Genomic DNA, 19057 nt, shown 5'->3' with positions numbered 1-19057 from the left:
TTTGCTGTCAATTCTTTTCGTATGCGATATCGGTATTATCGACTTTTTCTCACCATGGTGTTCCACAAATCAGCAATCACACGCGTGAGGGGAAGCACGTAGAGAAACACAGCAACAAGAATGCTTGATGTCGGCGCGCCAACGGTAGCAAGCGGTACAGCACCAGCAATTGACCATGGAATCATCGGCGAAATAACTACTGCGGAATCTTCGAGATCAATAGCATGCCGCGCATCATTATCATGAAGCCCTGCGCACAGCTGATGCGTGAGCATAATAGTCAGGGTCTGGTTACAGGCAAGTGCTGCCATGCATGCGGCAGTCACCACTGTCGCAGTGGTAGCTCCCGCGCGCCGAGCAAACGCACCGATAGCATGCTGCAAGCGAGCCAGCATGTGCGTTTCGGCGAATACTCCAGCATAGGCTGCAGAAATGCATACGATAGCCGCAACATTGACCATGGATAGCACTCCCCCGCCGTCAAGCAACGCGCCAACACGTGGATTGGTTGCATGATAGCCGGAGACAATAAGCATGAGCAGGTCACGCCATCCCATGTGTTGCACCCCAACACATACGACTATTGAGGCAGCAATACTGGCGAGCATGGTCAAACGAACATCAATGCGTAATAGCGCAAGCAGAATCACCAACAACGCCGGAATCAGGGTCGTCCAATGCAGTTGGAACGACGATGCAAACAAAGCAATGACGTCGTTTGCCGTGCTCGCTGTACCCGAATGCGAGGCTCCTGCGGTAACCGCCACCCCGCTAACCGATGCGATCGCGTATATCAAGCAGCTGAGTATGAACGGGATCGCGCCCGTGCGCAGCATGTGTGAGATATTGTCAAACAGGTTCGTATGGGTAAGTTGTGCAACGAGCAGCGCACTAGTCGATACTGGTGAACAGCGGTCACCTACGTAGATACCGGCAAGAATTGCGCCGCCGAGCCACATCGGCCCGGTACCCATCGCAAGCCCTAGGGACATGCAGATCGTGCCCATCGTTGCCATGCTGGCGAACGATGATCCGGTCAATATAGACATGCCGGCGCACAATACGAATGTGAGCGGCAGCACGGTGGCTGAATGAACGGCCGTGGCGCTGTGCGCAACAATGAATGCGATCGTGCCACTTGCGCGCCATAGTGACGTGAGCACACCAATAAGAACAAACGTCATCAGGATTGTTCCAGCAGCAGCCACGCTCTGTACAGCGCGACGCAGCATTATCGGCAGTGACACAGCGCGCATCAGCCCATAGCCAAGGAATACGATCAGGCCGAACAGCAGCGCTGGCACAATCGACCAGCCAAATCCGACGCTGATAAACAACGCGGCGCAAAACAGTACTCCCACTGTCGCTTCCAGCACGATTCCCCCTCCTCAATGTTCCCCTCTGCAGATCATCCCCTTCTGCATCATTCTGTATCCAGCTAGCGTAACGGAATCAACGCATCAGTGCCGTGTACACCTCAATATGGCACGCATACGTTGCAATAGCAGCAGACCATAATGCGAATATCACAGCTCACATCATGCAAACATCGCATTCAGAATAACCAATCAGAGTAGATTGATGATCATGATGACACATGTGGAGCATGGGTTTGGGCCGGTATGGGATGCAACCTCGCGCGTGTTGATCCTAGGGTCGATGCCGAGCCCGAAATCGCGGGAGTTTGGATTCTATTACATGCATCCGCGCAACCGGTTCTGGCCGGTGATGGAGGCGCTGTTTGCCGATCAGCGTGATCCTTCCGACACGGTAGGCAATACAGCGGATTCTCGACGCGCGTTCGCTCTGCGACATCACCTCGCGCTGTGGGACGTCATCGCCTCCTGCGATATTGTGGGAGCAAGTGACGCGAGTATCCGCAATGCGGTGCCGAATGATCCAGCGCCAATAGTATGCGGCGCACCAATCTGCCAGATTGTTACTACCGGCTCAAAATCAGCGCAATTGTACCGCCAACTTATTGAACCGATACTCGTGCAACATGGTATTGATATACCGATGATTCAGTTACCTTCCACAAGTCCAGCGAATGCTGCAATGCGGCTCAATGACCTCATTGCGGTGTATCGTGCAGCTTTTCGTCATGCAAACTTGACGGAATAAGCTTGACGGAATAGCTATGCTCCGAAATCGGTATCACCAGCTCGATCTGCTTCAGCGATAGCAATTTCAGCATTGTGAGCGGTTTTCGCAATGACTTGATCATAACCAGACAATGCTGCAAAAGGCATGAACTGTGCAGCCCTCTGTCGCTTTGACATCCGCGGATGCCTTACTGACGTATGATGCGGTGCATCAATGATGTCATCGTATCTATGGGTTTCATGAAGTCCCATTGATCATGATTCCTTTCACACTCAGCTCATACTCCTTTCTATCGTTGTGCGTTGATACTTGCTGTTTTATCTTCGATGCCCTCCAATCTGATTGTTCCGTTCAATACCGGTAGCCCCCTCTTCCATATCCATTGCTTTCACCACAGCATTGCGACCGAATCGTTGTTTAATATCAAGCATCGCCCGTTCAATAACCTCTTCCCCGCTATTGGCATCACGTTCGACGGTGCTACTCGTACGTGCAACGTTGTGCATACAATCGTGCTCGCCATGTTCGAATAACGACATCTGCTCATAGCGTTTTCCAGCTGATAGTTCATCAGCAGTCACTATGTCGTCCGCGATGACAGTCAAGCGACGAACGAGCAGTAATGGGTCTGCAATGCGCTCAAACAGTATGGTCATGGCAATACGAATCTGATCGCTTGATCCAGTAAAAGTGCCTAACCCAATTGACCCAACAGCCGGCTTAGGCACTTGCCTGCCGTAATGGTCTCGTGCTACTGGTCCACAGTATTGCGAAGCTGCACGCACGGCTAATGCCCGTAGTTGTGAGCTCACGCCCGAATCTAATCTCTGCACGTCAAGACTGCCGACGTCATACCCCACTGCGAGTGTGAGACGATCAGTTCGGACGCGTTTACTCACCAGATCTAGGGCAAGCGCATCAGCCATCTCCTTCACAATGAGCCTAGCGGTATGCCAGTCAGCAGGACCTGTGAGCACTTGACCAATGCTTGTACTATGCGCATCTGGCTCATACGATTTAATGTCCGCAATTTCGCATGGTTCCCACCCCCATGCATGATCGATAAGGAGTTCAGCGTTAACGCCGAACATGCGATACAACAATTCCTCGTTGTAATAATCTGATGCTTTTCCCATTGAACAACGGGCAATATCTCCCATTGTTAACAATCCGACTCGTTCAAGACGACGTGCATATCCGCGCCCCACACGCCAAAAGTCCGTTAATGGACGATGATCCCACAGCAAGCGGCGGTAGGATCGTTCATCAAGCTCCGCCACACGCACTCCATCCGCATCCGCAGGCATATGCTTCGCCACAATATCCATAGCGATTTTGGCAAGATACAAATTGGTACCTATACCAGCCGTTGCAGTAATACCTGTTTCATGCAGAATATCCCGTACGATTGCTCGCGCCATCTGGTGTGGTGACATGCCTAGCGCCTTTAAATAGGGCGTGGCATCAATAAACACTTCATCAATCGAATACACATGAATGTGTTCAGGTGCCGCATATTTCAAATAAATGCCATATATCTGCCCACTGATTTCAAGGTAGTGTGCCATACGAGGCCGCGCAATAATCATTGTTGCTTTCAGCCGTGGCGTACATTCCAGATCATGCGCATCGCATGATTCACCCGTCAACACGCCGCCCACTCGCGCTGCACGCTGAGCATTCACATCAGCCAATCGCTGTTTTGCTTCAAACAAGCGCGGGCGTCCTGGTATGCCATATTTTTTGAGCGACGGTGAAACCGCCAAGCAAATGGTTTTATCCGTTCGCTCCTCATCAGCTACCACAAGATGAGTAGACAGCGGATCAAGCCCCCGTGATACGCATTCCGCCGAGGCATAAAATGATTTAAGGTCAATAGCCAAATAAGATTTAGCTCGCGCCATATCTCCCAAAGCAGTCATTTCACTCACCCCCTTACGTAACGACACGCACCCCAACAATGCAGTCGATCATTTGTTCTAATATCATAGCATACATCATCGAACACATGTTCGACGTGTTGACTGCGGCGATGTAGCCGCCAATTGGTAATGTGGATGGGTAGCGAATCCCCAGTCTCCACGGTTTTGGAAGGGAGCTTTGGCTTGTCAGCTGAACTCGAAGACATTCATGAAGAATGCGGCATCTTCGGCGTCTGGGGGCATCCCGACGCCGCACGCCTCACCTATTTCGGTCTGCACGCCCTGCAGCACCGCGGCCAGGAAGGCGCCGGCATCGTCTCGAACGACAATGGACGGCTTATCGGTCACCGAGGTCTCGGTCTACTCACCCAGGTCTTCAGCGATGAACGCGAAATCCAGCGTCTTAAAGGCGATCGCGCAATCGGTCACGTCCGTTATGCAACGGCCGGTTCTGGCACTACTGACAACATTCAGCCATTCATTTTCCGCTTCCATGATGGCGATGTAGCACTGTGCCACAACGGCAATCTCACGAATTGCCCATCATTGCGTCGCAAGCTCGAAGATGAAGGCGCAATCTTCCACTCCAATTCGGATACCGAAGTGCTTATGCACCTGATCCGCCGCTCCATGCAGCGCACCTTTATGGACAAGCTCAAGGAAGCGCTCAACACAGTGCACGGCGGCTTTGCATACCTGCTCATGACCGAGGACGCAATGATCGGCGCCCTTGATCCGAACGGCTTCCGCCCACTGTCTCTCGGCAAGATGAAGAACGGCGCTTACGTGCTGGCCTCCGAAACGTGCGCACTCGATGTTGTTGGCGCTGAACTTGTCCGCAATATTCGCCCGGGTGAAATTGTTGTCGTCAACGAGCACGGCTACAAAATCGTGCAATACACGAACAATACGCAGCTGGCAATCTGTTCGATGGAATTCATCTACTTCGCACGCCCTGATTCTGACATTTACGGCGTTAACGTGCATTCTGCCCGCAAGCGCATGGGTGCACGGCTTGCCGCCGAAGCTGGCGTCGATGCTGATATGGTTATCGGCGTGCCCAACTCTTCACTCTCGGCAGCCTCCGGCTACGCTGAAGCGGCTGGCTTGCCTAATGAAATGGGCCTGATCAAGAACCAGTACGTCGCTCGAACGTTTATTCAGCCAACACAAGAGCTCCGCGAACAGGGCGTGCGCATGAAGCTGTCCGCCGTACGCAGTGTTGTCAAAGGCAAGCGTGTTGTTGTCATCGATGATTCAATCGTGCGCGGCACCACATCCAAGCGCATTGTGCAGCTGCTGAAAGAAGCAGGCGCAGCTGAAGTGCACATGCGTATCAGCTCGCCGCCGCTCAAATATCCGTGCTTCTATGGCATCGACATTTCCACTACGCGCGAGCTTATCGCTGGCCATAAGTCAGTCGAGGAGATTCGCGAATACATTGGCGCTGATTCACTTGCCTTCCTATCGCTCGACGGCTTGGTAGAGTCTATTGGCCTGAATGCCGATGCTCCATACGGTGGTCTGTGCGTGGCATACTTCAACGGCGACTACCCGACTGCACTCGATGATTATGAGGAAGACTTCCTCAAGTCACTCACTCCTGAGGATCGTGTACGTCTGCCTGAATTTGCGTTGTACAAGAGTAAGTACATCGGCAACGAGTACACCGTACAGCCAACGAAATAGCCTCATTCCTGCGCTGTACTACGGTCAATACGTAGTACAGCGCAGGCCTCAACAATACGTTCAACGTCACCGACAAGAAAACACACCGGCCGCACAGGATATGCGACCAACACTCAAGAAAGGACCGTCATGCCCAAAGCCTATGAGAACGCAGGAGTCAGCGTTGAAGCTGGGTACGAAGTCGTTAAGCGCATTAAGTCCCATGTGGCACGCACCAATCGCCCCGGCGTTATGGGCGGCATCGGCGGATTCGGCGGCCTGTTTGATCTTGCTTCGCTCGGCTACAAGGAGCCAGTGCTGATCTCTGGCACTGATGGTGTGGGTACCAAGCTTGTCGTTGCCAAGCTTGCTGGCAAGCACAACACGATTGGTGTTGACTGCGTCGCCATGTGCGTCAACGATATTGCCGCTCAAGGCGCTGAACCGTTGTTCTTCCTCGACTACATTGCCTGCGGTAAGAATGATCCTGCACTACTTGAGCAGGTTGTTGCAGGCGTAGCCGACGGCTGCGTACAAGCTGAATCTGGACTTATCGGCGGCGAAACCGCTGAAATGCCTGGCATGTACGACGAAGATGAGTATGATCTGGCCGGCTTTGCTGTTGGCGTGGCTGAAAAGTCTGCCATTGTTGACGGCTCCGGTATTACTGAAGGCGATGTGCTCATTGGCCTGCCCTCCACCGGCGTGCACTCTAACGGCTTCTCTCTGGTACGCAAAGCACTGTTCGAACAGGCTGGCTACACCGTTGATACCGAGCTGGACGAGCTCGGCGGCGAAAAGCTCGGCGACGTGCTGCTTACCCCGACGAAGATCTACGTGAAGACGCTGAAGCCTCTGTTCAAGGCCGGTGTCGTCAAGGGCGTCGCACACATTACCGGTGGCGGCTTCATTGAGAACATTCCGCGTATGATCCCCGATGGTCTCGCTGCCGAGATCGAACTGGGCACTTGGCCTGTTCTGCCGATTTTCGATGTGCTCGAAAAAGCTGGCGATATTGATCACAAGGAGATGTACAACATCTTCAACATGGGTATCGGTATGGTTCTGGCCGTGGACGCTGAGCGTGCTGATGAGACGCTCGACCTGCTCAAGGCCAATGGTGAAGCTGGCTATCGCATCGGCCGCATCACTAAGGACACCGAAGGCACGCAGATCACTCTTAAGTAAGACATTCGCGATCAGGCTCCCCACCATATCGGGGAGCCTGTTGATTTGAAAGGACCCCACATGGGACAGAAGGTTCTGGTCATCGGTTCGGGCGCACGTGAACACGCCATCGCCCACGCCCTGCTACGAGGCGACAGCGTCAGCGAAGTGACCGTCGCACCCGGCAACCCCGGTATGGAGCTCGATGGCATCCGCACCACGCAGATCGACGAATCCAACCATGCCGCGCTCATCGCGTTCATGCAAGACAACCAGTACGATTGGGCATTCGTTGGCCCCGAAGTGCCGCTTATTGAAGGCCTTGTCGACGATTTCGCCGCAGCTGGTATCAAGGCATTTGGCCCGTCCAAGGCCGCCGCGCAGATCGAAGGCTCCAAGGACTTCGCCAAGCAGCTCATGGAACGCCATGACATTCCAACCGCGAAATACCGCACTTTCGACAACCTCGAAGATTCCACCGCCTATGTGCGTGAACACGGTGCCCCGATCGTTATTAAGGCTGACGGTCTTGCTGCTGGCAAGGGCGTAACCGTCGCCATGGATGAAGAGACCGCCATTGCTGCTCTTGACGACATCTTCGTCGATCACCGCTTTGGCAAGGCCGGTGCCAAAGTTGTTATCGAAGACTTCCTCGAAGGCCAAGAATTCTCCCTCATGAGCTTTGTGCGCGGTACCGAATTCTGGCCGATGCCAATCTCCCAGGATCACAAGCGTGCCTACGACAACGATGAAGGCCCTAACACCGGTGGCATGGGCGCTTACAGCCCTGTTCCCCAGATTGGCCAGGACGTTGTCGATACTGCCATTGAAACCATCGTGCGCCCAACTGTTGAAGCGATGGCAGCCGAAGGCACGCCATTCACCGGCATCCTCTACGCCGGTCTTATTGCCACCGCTGATGGCCCTAAGGTCATCGAATTCAACGCCCGTTTCGGCGACCCCGAAACCGAAGTCGTTCTGCCCCGCCTCACCTCCGATCTTGGCGCTGGCATCAACGATATTCTCAACGACGGTACGCCAACCTTCACGTGGAAGGAAGGCGACGCTACGCTCGGCGTTGTTCTCGCTTCCAACGGTTACCCCGTCAACGTGATCAAGGGCGCCGCAATCCCCGCCATTCCTGTTGACGAGGACTCCCATGTCTACTACGCCGGCGTCAAGCGTGACGACAACGGCGATCTCGTTGCCTCCTCCGGTCGTGTTCTCCTCGTCGAAACCACCGCTGAATCCATCAAGGCCGCACAGGACAAGGTGTACGCGATCATCGACAACCTGGACACCACGGGCATGTTTTACCGCCACGACATCGGTGCCAAGGCTCTGAGCGCGTGATGATGGAGCGTCAGCTGCGTTGTTCCTCGGTCGACGTGCTGCGCACGTCTTCCCTCGGTATGCCTTGCTGACGCACGCATCATCCCACGCCCAGCCACAATTAGGGCGCTAATATACTCAGAAGGGCGAGACCCCGTAAGGAGTCTCGCCCTTCTCATATCGTGCGGCGAATACCAAAAACCGGTTTACGGCAAATCCATGAAGCCGGTGTCTTTCAGGTAGTTCTTGCCGGCGGTGATGTCGTACTGGATGAGCTTGTAGTCGGCGAGCAGTTGCTGAGTCTCCTCGTCGAAATCACTCTCAGCCATCGGATTGCCAGAAGCCTCTAAATAGATATTCTGACCTTCAGGAATTCGATCCCAACCTTGAATCGAATTGACCACCGGCGGTTCCATCGCGGAAACCTTCGCATGCATCTCGGTGAGGAATGCCAAATACGGCGATACCTTCGCATCCATATGCTCAGCTGCCTGCGCAACAAAGAAGTTCGGCGACGAGTATGCACTATTGTCGATCTTCTCCCCTGCCGACGAGCTCGCCTTATTCGACCAAATGAAATAGTCGGTCAAATGGAGTGCCAGCGAATTATTCGTATCCGCACTAGCCGTCTCATAAATGCCAGGTAAGTGATCGCCATAGAACACAACAGTGATCGGCTTATCCAGCTTATCGAGATCTTCAAGGAACTTCGCCGTAGCCTCATCAGTTAAGCTCGCGCCCTTCTGATAGGTCTGAATCGAACGCTTCTCATCGTTTTCAAGCGGCGTGGACGGATCAGCTGATTCAGCAGTGAAATCATTATTGTGATACCAGTCGTTATACGGCATATGGTTCTGCATCGTAATGATTTGAATAAACTGATTCGACTTCGACGCGCTAATCGACTCCAACGCACTGCGATACGTCGCCTCATCAGAAACATATGGCGAATCGTCAATCTTGTCCTGATATTTGATGATGTCATTACCCTTGCCATCACCAGTGAGCGTATAGAAGTGCGAGAAGCCAAACTTCACGTAGTTGGTACCACGCGAATACATCGACGCCTCATACGGGTGGAATGCCTCGGAGAACTTCGCCGCGCCCCACATCTGGTTAATCGTCGGCGTCCAATGCGCGTTCGGCACCAGCTGCTGGTATGGGCTGGTAAGTGACGAATCGAAGTTCGCCATGCTCATGCCGGTCAGTCCCATGTATTCAAGGTTCGCAGTACCGCCGCCGTAACCGGAGGAGAGCATCAGGCCAGAGGTTGTACCTGACTTAATCGCGCGAATATTCGGGATGGAATCCTTGTTAATCTTCAATCCTGGCACGCGCGACGGGTCAGAGAACGATTCAGACAGCACGTAGATTACCGTCGAATCAGTCATGTTTGCCGAACGCGTCTTGTTGATCGTCTTCGCTTCGCCGGCGTACTTCTTCGCCAGTGCTTGCATCGTTTCCTCGCTGTAATCAGCAGGCTTTTCCATCACGCGCGGATTGAGCTGGCGCGTGAAGGAGACGAGCGGGCCGTTGCGCTGCGCATCGTAGACGGAATCCCACATGGATGGCTTGTCGCCCATCACAGTCGCGAACGCTTTCGCCCATGAGCCGACAGTGCTTACCTGCATCGTGTACAGGGTGAAGAACATGCCGGGCAGCAGGATCAGCAGCAGACGCACAACGACAGCGAGCCCGCGATGATCGAAGCGAATCATGCGTCCGGAGCGACCGTCGATGCGATACAGGAAGAAACATACGATGATCACACCGATGAAGATTGCTACTGCGCCAATAATGGTCCAGTGTGCTCCCGGCGGCATGAAACTCAGCAGATTGCCTTTATTGGAGCCAAGAAAGCCCAAATCTGAAGGAAGTACTGCTTCGTAACGAATCTGCACTTTGAAGTGTTCAATCACCGCGCAGATGATTGCCACACCGAGAAACACCGGCGTGGCAATCCAGAACCAGTTGATGAGCATCAACAGGATGAGATAAATAATTCCCCACAGAATGAGGTTGAGTACCAGCACAAAGTTGTGGTCTTCCCACATTTTGGTGACGAATCCCCAGCCGACGGTTGGACTGGAGAGTTTCACACGCGTGCTTTTGAGCGACACACCCCATTCCAGTGCCGCGACGGCAGCGAGATCAAAAATAATGAAGAAGATCGCGTACAACCATCCGGGGAATGCGATGCTGCGGAATTTAAACCAGCGTCGCTCGTCGCGTTCTGCGTCAGTTTCATCATCTTTGCGCGCGATGGTGAGTTCTTCAATATCGCTACTGCCGCCGTTCACCGGGGAGGTGCTACTCAGCTCATCGTGCTGTGTTGTTTGTTGCGTATTCTCGTTGGTCATAACCTGCACTTCATGATCGGTCGAATCAATTGAATCGCTTACTTCACTAGGCATATCCCGTCTATTGTCGTCGTCGTTCATGACAAAAGCTATAAGGTATGGCACTTTTTCACGATTGCTTTATGATTCATGGATCTTCGTGAGTCACCACTCTCCGCACTATTCGACGGCATTATGCGTTTTGTGCAATTTCGCCGCATGACGCGCGCCGAACATCCTGTTCCTCTCCTGCAACTGCGGTAATGCGCGCCTTATGCCGCCTGATCGAACTGATTGACGAGCGCGCCCATCCAATCGAGCAGATCGTCGTACTGCGCGGGCATCTGCTCGGTGAGCTCCACGATCGGCACGCCGGCCGTCTTCGCGGCGCCGGTGATCTGGTCGGTCGTGGAGTTAGCTTCCTGCGCGTTGAAGACGAGCATCTTGATCGAGCCGTTTTCCAACGCGCTCTTGAAATCCTTGATATCGGATGGGGTTGGCTCGCTTTCGTTAGCGGCAGCTTGCGCGTAGCCAGTTGGCGTGGCGTCGCTCATGCCCAGATCGTCGGCGAGATACCATGCGACTGATTCGGTGGCCGCGTACGGCAGGTTCTTGAGCGTAGAGGATGCGGTCTTAATGTTGGTTTCGAGCGCCGACTCTCGTTTGTGCCACGCCTGATTGAGCTTGTCGTAAGCGTCCGAGTTTGCCGGATCGGCTTTCTGGTACGCCTTGGTGATGGCGTCAGCGGTCGCTTTGCGCACGGCGGCGGAGAACCAGACGTGCGGATTATCACCATCTTCGATGCCAGCTGTTGAAGCGGCGTCGACGAGCTCAGCCTTGGTGGATTGCGCGGCCTTGGATGCCCAAGAGTCGTAGTCCGCACCGTTGACGATCGCAACGTCGGCGGCTCCAATCTGAGCGATGTCTTTGGCTGTCGGCTCGTAGTCGTGCGCTTCAACGTTGGTTTTGGTCATAATGTTGGTGACATTGACATGATCACCACCGAGATCAGTCGCGATAGAACCCCACTGGTTGATCGAGGCGACAACTTCGAGTGGATTGTTTGCTTGGCCTGCACTGTCAGCTGCTTCAGCCGGTGAGCTCGAACCACAGGCGCTCAGTGCGATCAGCATGCCCGCGGCTGCAAATCCGGCGGCTGCCCGGCGAATGATGGACATATGAGTAGTCAATGACATGTGGTTTCTCCCCTGTTCTTGCGAATGCGAATATCGCTCTTCGATTGCATCACCAACCATACACCATAATGAGAATCGTTATCATTATCGGTGTGTCGTGTAGGACGATTCTACAATCAGCAAAACGCAATCAGCACAGATACAACAACGCCGGTGAGCCTCACAACTCACCGGCGAAACAAGGGCAATATCACGAATCGGTTATGCAGCAACTGGTGCGGTTAGCCGAGCCGCTAGCCGCTGATCACCCGCCGCATCCAACGGGTAGGCTTCCGCTAATCGCCCTTGTTCAAGGGTGATGTTTGCATCACACGCCGCGATAGCAAATTCAGGATCATGCGTGACAACAACAATCGTGCGCCCCATATGGGTCAACGAGCGCACCATGCTAGCAACCTGCCGCATATGGCGAAGATCAAGACCGCTTGTCGGCTCATCAAGAATAATGATCGGCCGTTCGGAAGCGAGTGCTGCAGCAATAGCAACACGCTGTTTTTGACCGCCAGATAGCGACAACGGGTGCCGATCAGCAAACGCTTCCAAATCAAGACGGCGCAACACGTCAAGTGCTACACTCTTGTTTTCCTGCGGTTGAGCAAGCACAATTTCATCGAGCACCGATTCGCAGAACAGTTCACAATTCACGTCTTGCATCACCGTGAAGCATGAACTGAGCCGCTGTTTACGGCGCAATGATCGACCGGTCTGCGGCTCAATCAACGTGCCACGGCACCGCCGATCGAGACCTTGCAAGCATCGCGCAAACGTGGATTTTCCAGCCCCGTTAAGCCCAGTAATCGCAGTAGCACGCCCCGCAGCAATCGCCGCATGCGCAATATCTAATACAACATTGCGACTGTGTTGATACCGGTATGCAAAATGCTCAACCTGGTATGCCTCAGCGGTGTCAGTATTGCTGTGTACCGCATCAGTAGCATCACCAGTATCACCGTCTGCGATTTCACCGTTTGCACTATCACCCCCGCGTACGCTGGCGAAATCTTCAATATCTTCCACATGTACCGGTCGCAATCCCATAGCCTGCCGTTCATGGTCAGGCAGTGAACGGAATTCATCAGCGCTCAGCGTTCGAACAATCTGCCCATCGCGCATATACATGACTTGGTCAACAAGGTTCGCGAGCCAATACAAGCGGTGTTCGGCGATTAGAATCGTTTTCCCATGCTTTTTCAGCAGGCTGATGGCGCGTGCAAGCTCGCCGATAGCCGTCGCGTCAAGATTGCTGGATGGCTCGTCGAATACGAGGATCGGCGGGTCAGGCACACAAACGGACGCGCAAGCAACTTTTTGCTTCTGACCGCCGGACAGTGCATCGATTGGCCTGCCCAACAGGTGTTCAATGTCGAATCGCTGGGCTTCACGCGCAATGGAAGCGCGAATATCATCCGGTGGCATGGTGAAATTCTCACACCCAAACGCCATTTCTCCAGTAACGTCAAGCGTGAAAAACTGGCTTTTCGGGTTTTGAAATACTGTGCCAACATGTTTGCCGAGTTCAGCTAGCTCGCTGGACGCCACATCAAGCCCATCAACACTCACTCGACCAGTAAGTGTTCCTTCAAAATAGTGCGGGACAAGCCCGTTCACGAGTCGTGTCACGGTTGTTTTACCGCATCCGGAATCGCCACACAGCAGTACAACCTGCCCAGCGTGAATTTCGCAGTCGAATCCAGTGATACTTGGCGTTTCAACGTTGGCGTATGTGAACGACACATTATCACAACGAATTATTCCTGTATCGCTCATTGCAGTATCCCCATGGCTGTCAAACCCCACGCGATGTAGCAGGCGGCGCACAAGAGCAGCATGAGCATATCAATTGTATGGAAGCCAATGCGCGCAATGCTGGTGCGATGCTTGTCGTACCCTAAACCGCGAGTAAGCGCGGACTGGGTAAGTTCATCGGCAATGCGCACACTATTGGTCATCAGTGGCACTACGCGATATTCAAGCATTTGCCCTACTTTGCCACCGCCGAATCGCACGCCACGCATACGCATGGCATCGTTAATCGCCCGCTGTTCAGCCAGAGCGACCGGCAGGAAGCGAAACATTACCGCAATCGGCACGGTAATCGGCAGCGGCACATGCATGCGCTGTAATGCGCCAATTAACTCGCTGGCTGTAGTGGTAACCAGCATCCAATATGCACCCATTGCAGCAGGCAGCATTTGCGTCATCATGCCAACGCTCGCATAAATCAGCCAGCCGATTGGACCGCCAACATGTGGCAATACAAACGTGGCCACCAGCCAAAATCCCACCAAGCACAGCGCGTAGCCAATACCCGCGCCACGGCGGCGTGTAAACAGCAACAGGAGCGCCGGGGCAAAGGCGAGAAGCCTGCGCACAATAATCATTGACTGCGCGTCCCCACCGGCCAACGTGAGGCAAAAACAGCCAAGGGTGAACACGACTACGATTTTCGTACGCGGGTCACACCACAGCAAGCCACGGTATGACGGCATGCCGCTAGCAGCACAGGCAGAGCCAGCGGCAGCAACCGTTGCCCCGCCAATTGCCTTGCCACTGTGCCGCTCTGCTCGCTCAGTACGATCTGTACCAGCGCCGCCTATACGCTGCATACCGGCTACTTCGCTCGCAGCAGACGATATCGTCATCAGATCAGTCCGGCCTTCTCAAAATGCTTGGCGAGCAGCTTGGTTGCAATCCATGCACCAAGCGCACCGGAAACGAACAGCATAATTGGCATTCCCACGGCGAGCCACATCGGGAACAAGCCGGACACTTGGTCAACATAGCTCTGGCCGTAGCCTTCGGCGATTTGCGCAAGGTAAGCGTCACGCATGAAGAAGAACGGAATGTACTTGCCGTAGCTCCACACGTTGAACACAGCGACGGCGGTAATCAGCAATGCGCGATTCGTGAACTTGCCGGCAGCAGCGATCAGGTCCGCGAGAATACCGCAGATTACTGCGCAAATCATGGTCGGAATCTGGCCGGGGCCCATCAGCAGACCGGTCAGAATACCAAAGATGGTAAACACGCCGAGATGGCGGACTTTCAACGCCATCAGCATGACCGGCGTCTGGCAAATCACGCCGATAAACACGCCGGATAGTGGCATGAGCACTGGAATATAGCCGAGCATGGCAACGGCGTAGCTGAGCACTACATAAATGACAAAGTACACGCCAACGGAAATCCAGTCCTTTGGCTTGAGTCCGGTTTTCTTTGCGGGCGTGGTTGCACTCGCGTTCGTGGTTGTGGGTGTAGCTGAAGTGGTCATCATTACCTCTCTTATTTGTTGTTGTCGGTGGAAACACCGTCGGAAATCTTGTGCGCTGTGCGTAATGTCCACGATTGGGCATCGGTTTGCAGCTGGGCCATGTGTGCAAATAAGCCGTTGCTGGCAAGCAGCGCGCTCGGCGTGCCTTGTTCGACAACGCGACCGTGATCAAGCACGACGATCTTGTTCGCGTTCATCACCGTGCGCATACGATGCGCGATAACGAGCACGGTTTTGCCGCGCAGCAGACGGGATAGTGCGGATTGCACGCGGGTCTCGTTTTCGACATCGAGTGACGCGGTTGCCTCGTCAAGCAGTACGATCGGCGCGTCCTTGAGCAGCGCGCGAGCGATGGAAATACGCTGGCGTTCGCCACCGGACAGTGTGGCACCGTTTTCACCGATGATGGTGTCGTACCCGTGAGCCATATGTGTCACGAAGTCATCGCAGTTTGCTGCACGCGCAGCAGCAAGCACTTCTTCGTCGCTCGCATCACGCCGACCGAGTCGAATGTTCTCAGTGATGGTGTCATTAAACAACACGACATCTTGGAATACGATTGCATAGTCGCGCAGCAGTACTTCCGGCGCGACAGAGGAAACGTCTACGCCACCAACGCGCACCACGCCATGATCAGCATCCCAGAAACGGGCAGCGAGTTTCGAAACCGTAGATTTGCCGCCACCTGACGGGCCGACGAGCGCAGTGATCTCACCTTGACGTGCAGTAAAGGACACATCGTCAAGTACGCGCTGCGCATCACGCGATGCATGGTTATTGTCAGCTGTATCATTGCCCGCTGCATCGTCGCGGTATGAGAAAGTAACGTGATCAAACGTGATGTCATAGCCAGCCGGCGTGCAAACCTCTGCGCCTGTTTGCGCGCGCTCAGCGTGAATTTCACGCAGCCTAGCGGTATGCGTGTCGATATTCATCAGTTCCGCAATCGACTCGAACAACACGGCAATGGGCGCGTAGATCATAGCCGCGCACAGTAAAAACACCATGTACGTCGTAAAATCAACCTGCCCGCGAGCTACGAGTTGGGCGCCAACAAGAATGACACTCGCTTTGCCTACGGTGAGGAGAATTTGCGCGCCTGAGACGATAACGCCTGGAACTAGCTCACTGTGCACTTGCGTGCGCTCAGCCGCATCGATTTTCGCGTCAAGACCCGCTAAATACCGTTCGGTTTGGCCGCTGGCACGCAGCTGTGCCGCGCATTCAAGACTTTCCTGAATACCAGCAGCCACGGCAAGACGCCGTTCGTTGAACTCGCGCGCTGATGTTTGCTGCACGTTGCGGCTAATCAGCAGCAGCACAATGGCAATGGGCAGCACCCAAGCAACAGCGAGCGCAAGCCGCCAATCGTATACAAACAGCGCAATTAATACCACGCAGGTAGAGATTGTTGTGCCGAATAGTTCAGGCATAACGTGCGAGAACAATTGTTCAAGATTTGCGCAATCGGTAAGTACTGCGCAGGTCAAGTCGGCGGTGCTGCGGCGTGAGAAGAATGACATGGGCAGCGTGCGCAGTTTTTCGGCGAGCGCGAGTCGCGTGCGCGCAGATTCGCCGTAAATCTGGTTGTATGTGGCGCTGTACTGCCACCATTGTGCGGCAAACATTACGGCGAGAATGAGTATGCTCACGCCTACAATCGGCCAGAATGCTGGCAGTGCTATTGCAGGGTTGCTTACGTGCTGTACGTATCGGGCTATAGCAAACCAGATGACTGCCATCGGTAGCATGAGGCTGAAATTGCCAATAGCACAGGCGAGAGAGCCGTAGACGAGTGCGTGAGCACCGGTTTCAGTCAGCGCGAATCGATCGCGGAAGCTGCCTGGCTTGGCGGGCTTGCCGATGAGCTGCTGGTAGTCAACGGTGGCGCAGTCGTTGGCGCCGGCGGCAGCAATGGCTGCGTCGATTGTGCGATCAATGGCGCTTGCCTGTCGGCTGCGAGCTGTGGTTGCGTTCACTATCGCACCTCCTGATCGTTCTCATTTACTGGCTGCGATCCGGCTATAGACCCGGCCACAGATCCGGTCATCGTCCACGAGACAGAGGTCTCATAGTCACGCCACATGCGCGCGTAGAGTCCGTCAGTTGCAACGAGTGCATCATGCGTGCCTTGCTGCACAACGCGTCCTTGATCGAGCACGATAATGTTGTCAGCGTCACGAACAGTGGTGAGCCGGTGTGCGATCATCAGCACGGTACGTCCTTGTGCAAGGTGTGCGAGTGCGGTTTGAATGCGTGCTTCATTGTCTGGATCAGCGAATGCGGTGGCTTCATCAAGCACGATGATTGGCGCGTTTTTGCATATTGCGCGCGCTAGGGCGATGCGCTGCGCTTCTCCGCCGGATAGGTAGACGCCGTCTGTGCCGATCATGGTGTCGATGCCGTCAGGGAATTTGGCGATAATATCATCACATTGTGCGGCGTGAGCGGCAGCGAGCGCTTCTTCACGGCTGGCTTGTGGCCGAGCGTGGCGAATATTGTCGAGTAGTGATTCAGCGAACAGATGATCGTTTTGGAATACGAATGCGATGCGCGCCATGAGTTCAACTTCGGGAATATCACGCACGTCAACTCCGCCGATGCGCACGCATCCAGATTGCACGTCTGAAAATCGTGGCACCAGTCGTGCAGCAGTGGTTTTACCTGATCCAGAGGGGCCGACGAGTGCTACTGTTGCTCCTTCAGGCACGCGCAAACTGACATTGTCAAGTGCGGGTTGCGCAGCACCATCGTAGGAGAATGTTACGTTGCACAATTCCACGGTGTTATCGTTTGGCGTGCGCGCGTGTGCCGCATCCGGCTGCGGTAGCGGCTTGGCGCTCAGAATACCAGAGAGGCGTCGCATCGCATCGTCGGCTTGCATGAATGATTGTGACGCATACATGACTTTGGTCATCATCGGCACGGTAATGCTGCTGAACAGGCAGTAGAAGAGAAAGTCAGCGAGGAAGACGCTGAAGTTGCTGGTGTTCGTGGCGATCAGGATAGAAGCTGGCACCAGCAGCGCGAAGGTGCCGTTAACAGCGACCAGTTGTGCGACTTGTGCTGGCTGGCAGAACATGGAATACCGGTATGCCATTTCGCGATAATCGCGGATGGTGGCGTTAAACGCACGGAATGAGTAGACAGTTTGTTGGAACGTTTTTACAACGGGAATACCACGCACATATTCAACAGCGGCTTTGTTCATGGTGTCGAGCGCGCTCTGGTAGCGGGTCATGAAGTTGCGACCAGCACCGGTACCCATCATGATGCCCATGAGCGTGGCGGATAGGATGATGGGAATGATGCAGGCGATTCCCATGCGCCAGTCGAAGATGAACGCGACAATGATGAAGGCGATCGGCGTGGTGGCTGCGGCCGTAAGATCGGGCAGTCTGTGTGCCATTACCGCATGGGTTTCTTCAACAGAACCGTCGATAATACGACGTGTTTCTCCACTGGGATGCGCATCAAACCAGCCAAGTGGCAGGGTGGTTACGTGCCGCATGCAAGCTTTGCGAATATTTGCCGTGGTGCGGAATGCGGCAATGTGCGTGCACATAAGCGCAACAAAATATACGACGAGCGCAGCTGCAGCAAAACCCATCGCCCACCATGCGTATTGTCCAGCGTTCGCAGCCTTACTCCAGTTGGGCGCTACAGCAAGCAGATCGCGCACGACAAACCACATGGATATCAGCACCAGCATTTCCAATACCGCATGCACTGCTGACATCGCACAACCAAATACCATCAGCCACCGGTAGCTGCCTGCGTAATCGAGCAGCTGGCCGATTGACGATTTGCTGCGCACCGGCTGATTATCTGCCGGTTGCCGCGAACTATGCTGTGCCTCGTTGCCGGCTATCGCTTCCGACGTCATGGGGCGCGCCTTCCTCTTTGCCTTGTATAAGCCGCGTGTCTTCACGAGCCACGCCACACCATATGTGGCGCATTACGTAAATACAAGACTTGTGCAATTGGCAAAAAACGCTATAATCCCAAGCCTTTTCAGGCATAGTTACGCCCCGGAATGCGTTACTTTCGACTTGC

At 54.3% G+C, this 19057-nt stretch carries 14 protein-coding genes; 4 read left to right on the top strand and 10 right to left on the bottom strand.

Annotation, left to right across the window (positions count from 1 at the left end; genetic code table 11):
• Positions 1 to 35: 35 nt before the first annotated feature.
• On the bottom strand, positions 36 to 1376 hold the full coding sequence (locus D2E25_RS05395; RefSeq protein WP_125980616.1) for a Na+/H+ antiporter NhaC family protein: 1341 nt from the start codon (positions 1374 to 1376) through the stop codon (positions 36 to 38).
• 211 nt (positions 1377 to 1587) lie between these two features.
• On the opposite strand from D2E25_RS05395, the gene D2E25_RS05390 reads away from it, so the two are divergent.
• The gene (locus tag D2E25_RS05390; protein ID WP_125980614.1) at positions 1588 to 2124 is read left to right on the top strand and encodes a DNA-deoxyinosine glycosylase; all 537 of its coding nucleotides are present in this window, start codon (positions 1588 to 1590) and stop codon (positions 2122 to 2124) included.
• Positions 2125 to 2138: 14 nt separating this feature from the next.
• Here the strand turns inward: D2E25_RS05390 and D2E25_RS05385 are convergent, their stop codons facing one another.
• Together D2E25_RS05385 and D2E25_RS05380 are read right to left on the bottom strand one after the other, a co-directional pair.
• Positions 2139 to 2357, bottom strand: a complete 219-nt coding sequence (locus D2E25_RS05385) for a hypothetical protein (protein ID WP_125980612.1) — start codon at positions 2355 to 2357, stop codon at positions 2139 to 2141.
• 66 nt (positions 2358 to 2423) lie between these two features.
• Complete coding sequence (locus tag D2E25_RS05380; RefSeq protein ID WP_206430746.1) at positions 2424 to 4028, bottom strand: Y-family DNA polymerase; 1605 nt, start codon at positions 4026 to 4028, stop codon at positions 2424 to 2426.
• A gap of 183 nt (positions 4029 to 4211) precedes the next feature.
• Here D2E25_RS05380 and purF point away from each other — a divergent pair, with 183 nt between their 5' ends.
• The 3 genes from purF to purD all read left to right on the top strand — a co-directional run bounded on the left by purF (position 4212) and on the right by purD (position 8216).
• Positions 4212 to 5717, top strand: a complete 1506-nt coding sequence (gene purF, locus D2E25_RS05375; RefSeq protein WP_125980611.1) for an amidophosphoribosyltransferase — start codon at positions 4212 to 4214, stop codon at positions 5715 to 5717.
• 129 nt (positions 5718 to 5846) lie between these two features.
• A complete protein-coding gene (gene purM / locus D2E25_RS05370) occupies positions 5847 to 6884 on the top strand; it encodes a phosphoribosylformylglycinamidine cyclo-ligase (protein ID WP_125980609.1) in 1038 nt (345 codons plus the stop codon).
• Between the two features lie 60 nt (positions 6885 to 6944).
• Positions 6945 to 8216, top strand: a complete 1272-nt coding sequence (gene purD / locus D2E25_RS05365; protein WP_125980607.1) for a phosphoribosylamine--glycine ligase — start codon at positions 6945 to 6947, stop codon at positions 8214 to 8216.
• Positions 8217 to 8401: 185 nt separating this feature from the next.
• On the opposite strand, the gene D2E25_RS05360 is transcribed toward purD, so the two are convergent.
• The 7 genes from D2E25_RS05360 to D2E25_RS05330 form a co-directional block, all read right to left on the bottom strand.
• Complete coding sequence (locus tag D2E25_RS05360; RefSeq protein ID WP_125981052.1) at positions 8402 to 10555, bottom strand: LTA synthase family protein; 2154 nt, start codon at positions 10553 to 10555, stop codon at positions 8402 to 8404.
• A gap of 251 nt (positions 10556 to 10806) precedes the next feature.
• On the bottom strand, positions 10807 to 11730 hold the full coding sequence (locus D2E25_RS05355; protein ID WP_125980605.1) for a metal ABC transporter solute-binding protein, Zn/Mn family: 924 nt from the start codon (positions 11728 to 11730) through the stop codon (positions 10807 to 10809).
• Positions 11731 to 11931: 201 nt separating this feature from the next.
• Positions 11932 to 13464, bottom strand: coding sequence for an ABC transporter ATP-binding protein (locus D2E25_RS05350; RefSeq protein ID WP_164514733.1), 1533 nt, complete (start codon positions 13462 to 13464; stop codon positions 11932 to 11934).
• A 29-nt stretch (positions 13465 to 13493) separates the two neighbouring features.
• Entirely contained in the window at positions 13494 to 14372 is an 879-nt protein-coding gene (locus D2E25_RS05345) for an energy-coupling factor transporter transmembrane component T (RefSeq protein WP_206430745.1), read from the bottom strand.
• Complete coding sequence (locus tag D2E25_RS05340; protein ID WP_125980601.1) at positions 14372 to 15004, bottom strand: MptD family putative ECF transporter S component; 633 nt, start codon at positions 15002 to 15004, stop codon at positions 14372 to 14374. Before D2E25_RS05340 ends, D2E25_RS05345 begins: the two co-directional genes overlap by 1 nt.
• A gap of 8 nt (positions 15005 to 15012) precedes the next feature.
• Entirely contained in the window at positions 15013 to 16980 is a 1968-nt protein-coding gene (locus D2E25_RS05335) for an ABC transporter ATP-binding protein (protein WP_241217042.1), read from the bottom strand.
• On the bottom strand, positions 16980 to 18887 hold the full coding sequence (locus D2E25_RS05330; RefSeq protein WP_125980599.1) for an ABC transporter ATP-binding protein: 1908 nt from the start codon (positions 18885 to 18887) through the stop codon (positions 16980 to 16982). Before D2E25_RS05330 ends, D2E25_RS05335 begins: the two co-directional genes overlap by 1 nt.
• Positions 18888 to 19057 lie beyond the last annotated feature (170 nt).

The sequence above is a fragment of the Bifidobacterium goeldii genome (assembly GCF_003951095.1).
GTDB classification, from domain to species: Bacteria; Actinomycetota; Actinomycetes; order Actinomycetales; family Bifidobacteriaceae; genus Bifidobacterium; species Bifidobacterium goeldii.
Note: the sequence above shows the minus strand (reverse complement) of the source record. Positions and strands in the feature narration are given on the sequence as shown.

Excerpts from the sequence above, each read along its gene's own strand:
- purD (WP_125980607.1), top strand. The coding sequence starts at position 6,945 with ATGGGACAGAAGGTTCTGGTCATCGGTTCGGGCGCACGTGAACACGCC.
- D2E25_RS05340 (WP_125980601.1), bottom strand. The coding sequence starts at position 15,004 with ATGATGACCACTTCAGCTACACCCACAACCACGAACGCGAGTGCAACC.
- D2E25_RS05360 (WP_125981052.1), bottom strand. The coding sequence starts at position 10,555 with ATGACCAACGAGAATACGCAACAAACAACACAGCACGATGAGCTGAGT.
- D2E25_RS05345 (WP_206430745.1), bottom strand. The coding sequence starts at position 14,372 with ATGACGATATCGTCTGCTGCGAGCGAAGTAGCCGGTATGCAGCGTATA.
- D2E25_RS05380 (WP_206430746.1), bottom strand. The coding sequence starts at position 4,028 with ATGACTGCTTTGGGAGATATGGCGCGAGCTAAATCTTATTTGGCTATT.
- D2E25_RS05390 (WP_125980614.1), top strand. The coding sequence starts at position 1,588 with ATGATGACACATGTGGAGCATGGGTTTGGGCCGGTATGGGATGCAACC.
- D2E25_RS05355 (WP_125980605.1), bottom strand. The coding sequence starts at position 11,730 with ATGTCATTGACTACTCATATGTCCATCATTCGCCGGGCAGCCGCCGGA.
- D2E25_RS05385 (WP_125980612.1), bottom strand. The coding sequence starts at position 2,357 with ATGGGACTTCATGAAACCCATAGATACGATGACATCATTGATGCACCG.
- D2E25_RS05330 (WP_125980599.1), bottom strand. The coding sequence starts at position 18,887 with ATGACGTCGGAAGCGATAGCCGGCAACGAGGCACAGCATAGTTCGCGG.
- purM (WP_125980609.1), top strand. The coding sequence starts at position 5,847 with ATGCCCAAAGCCTATGAGAACGCAGGAGTCAGCGTTGAAGCTGGGTAC.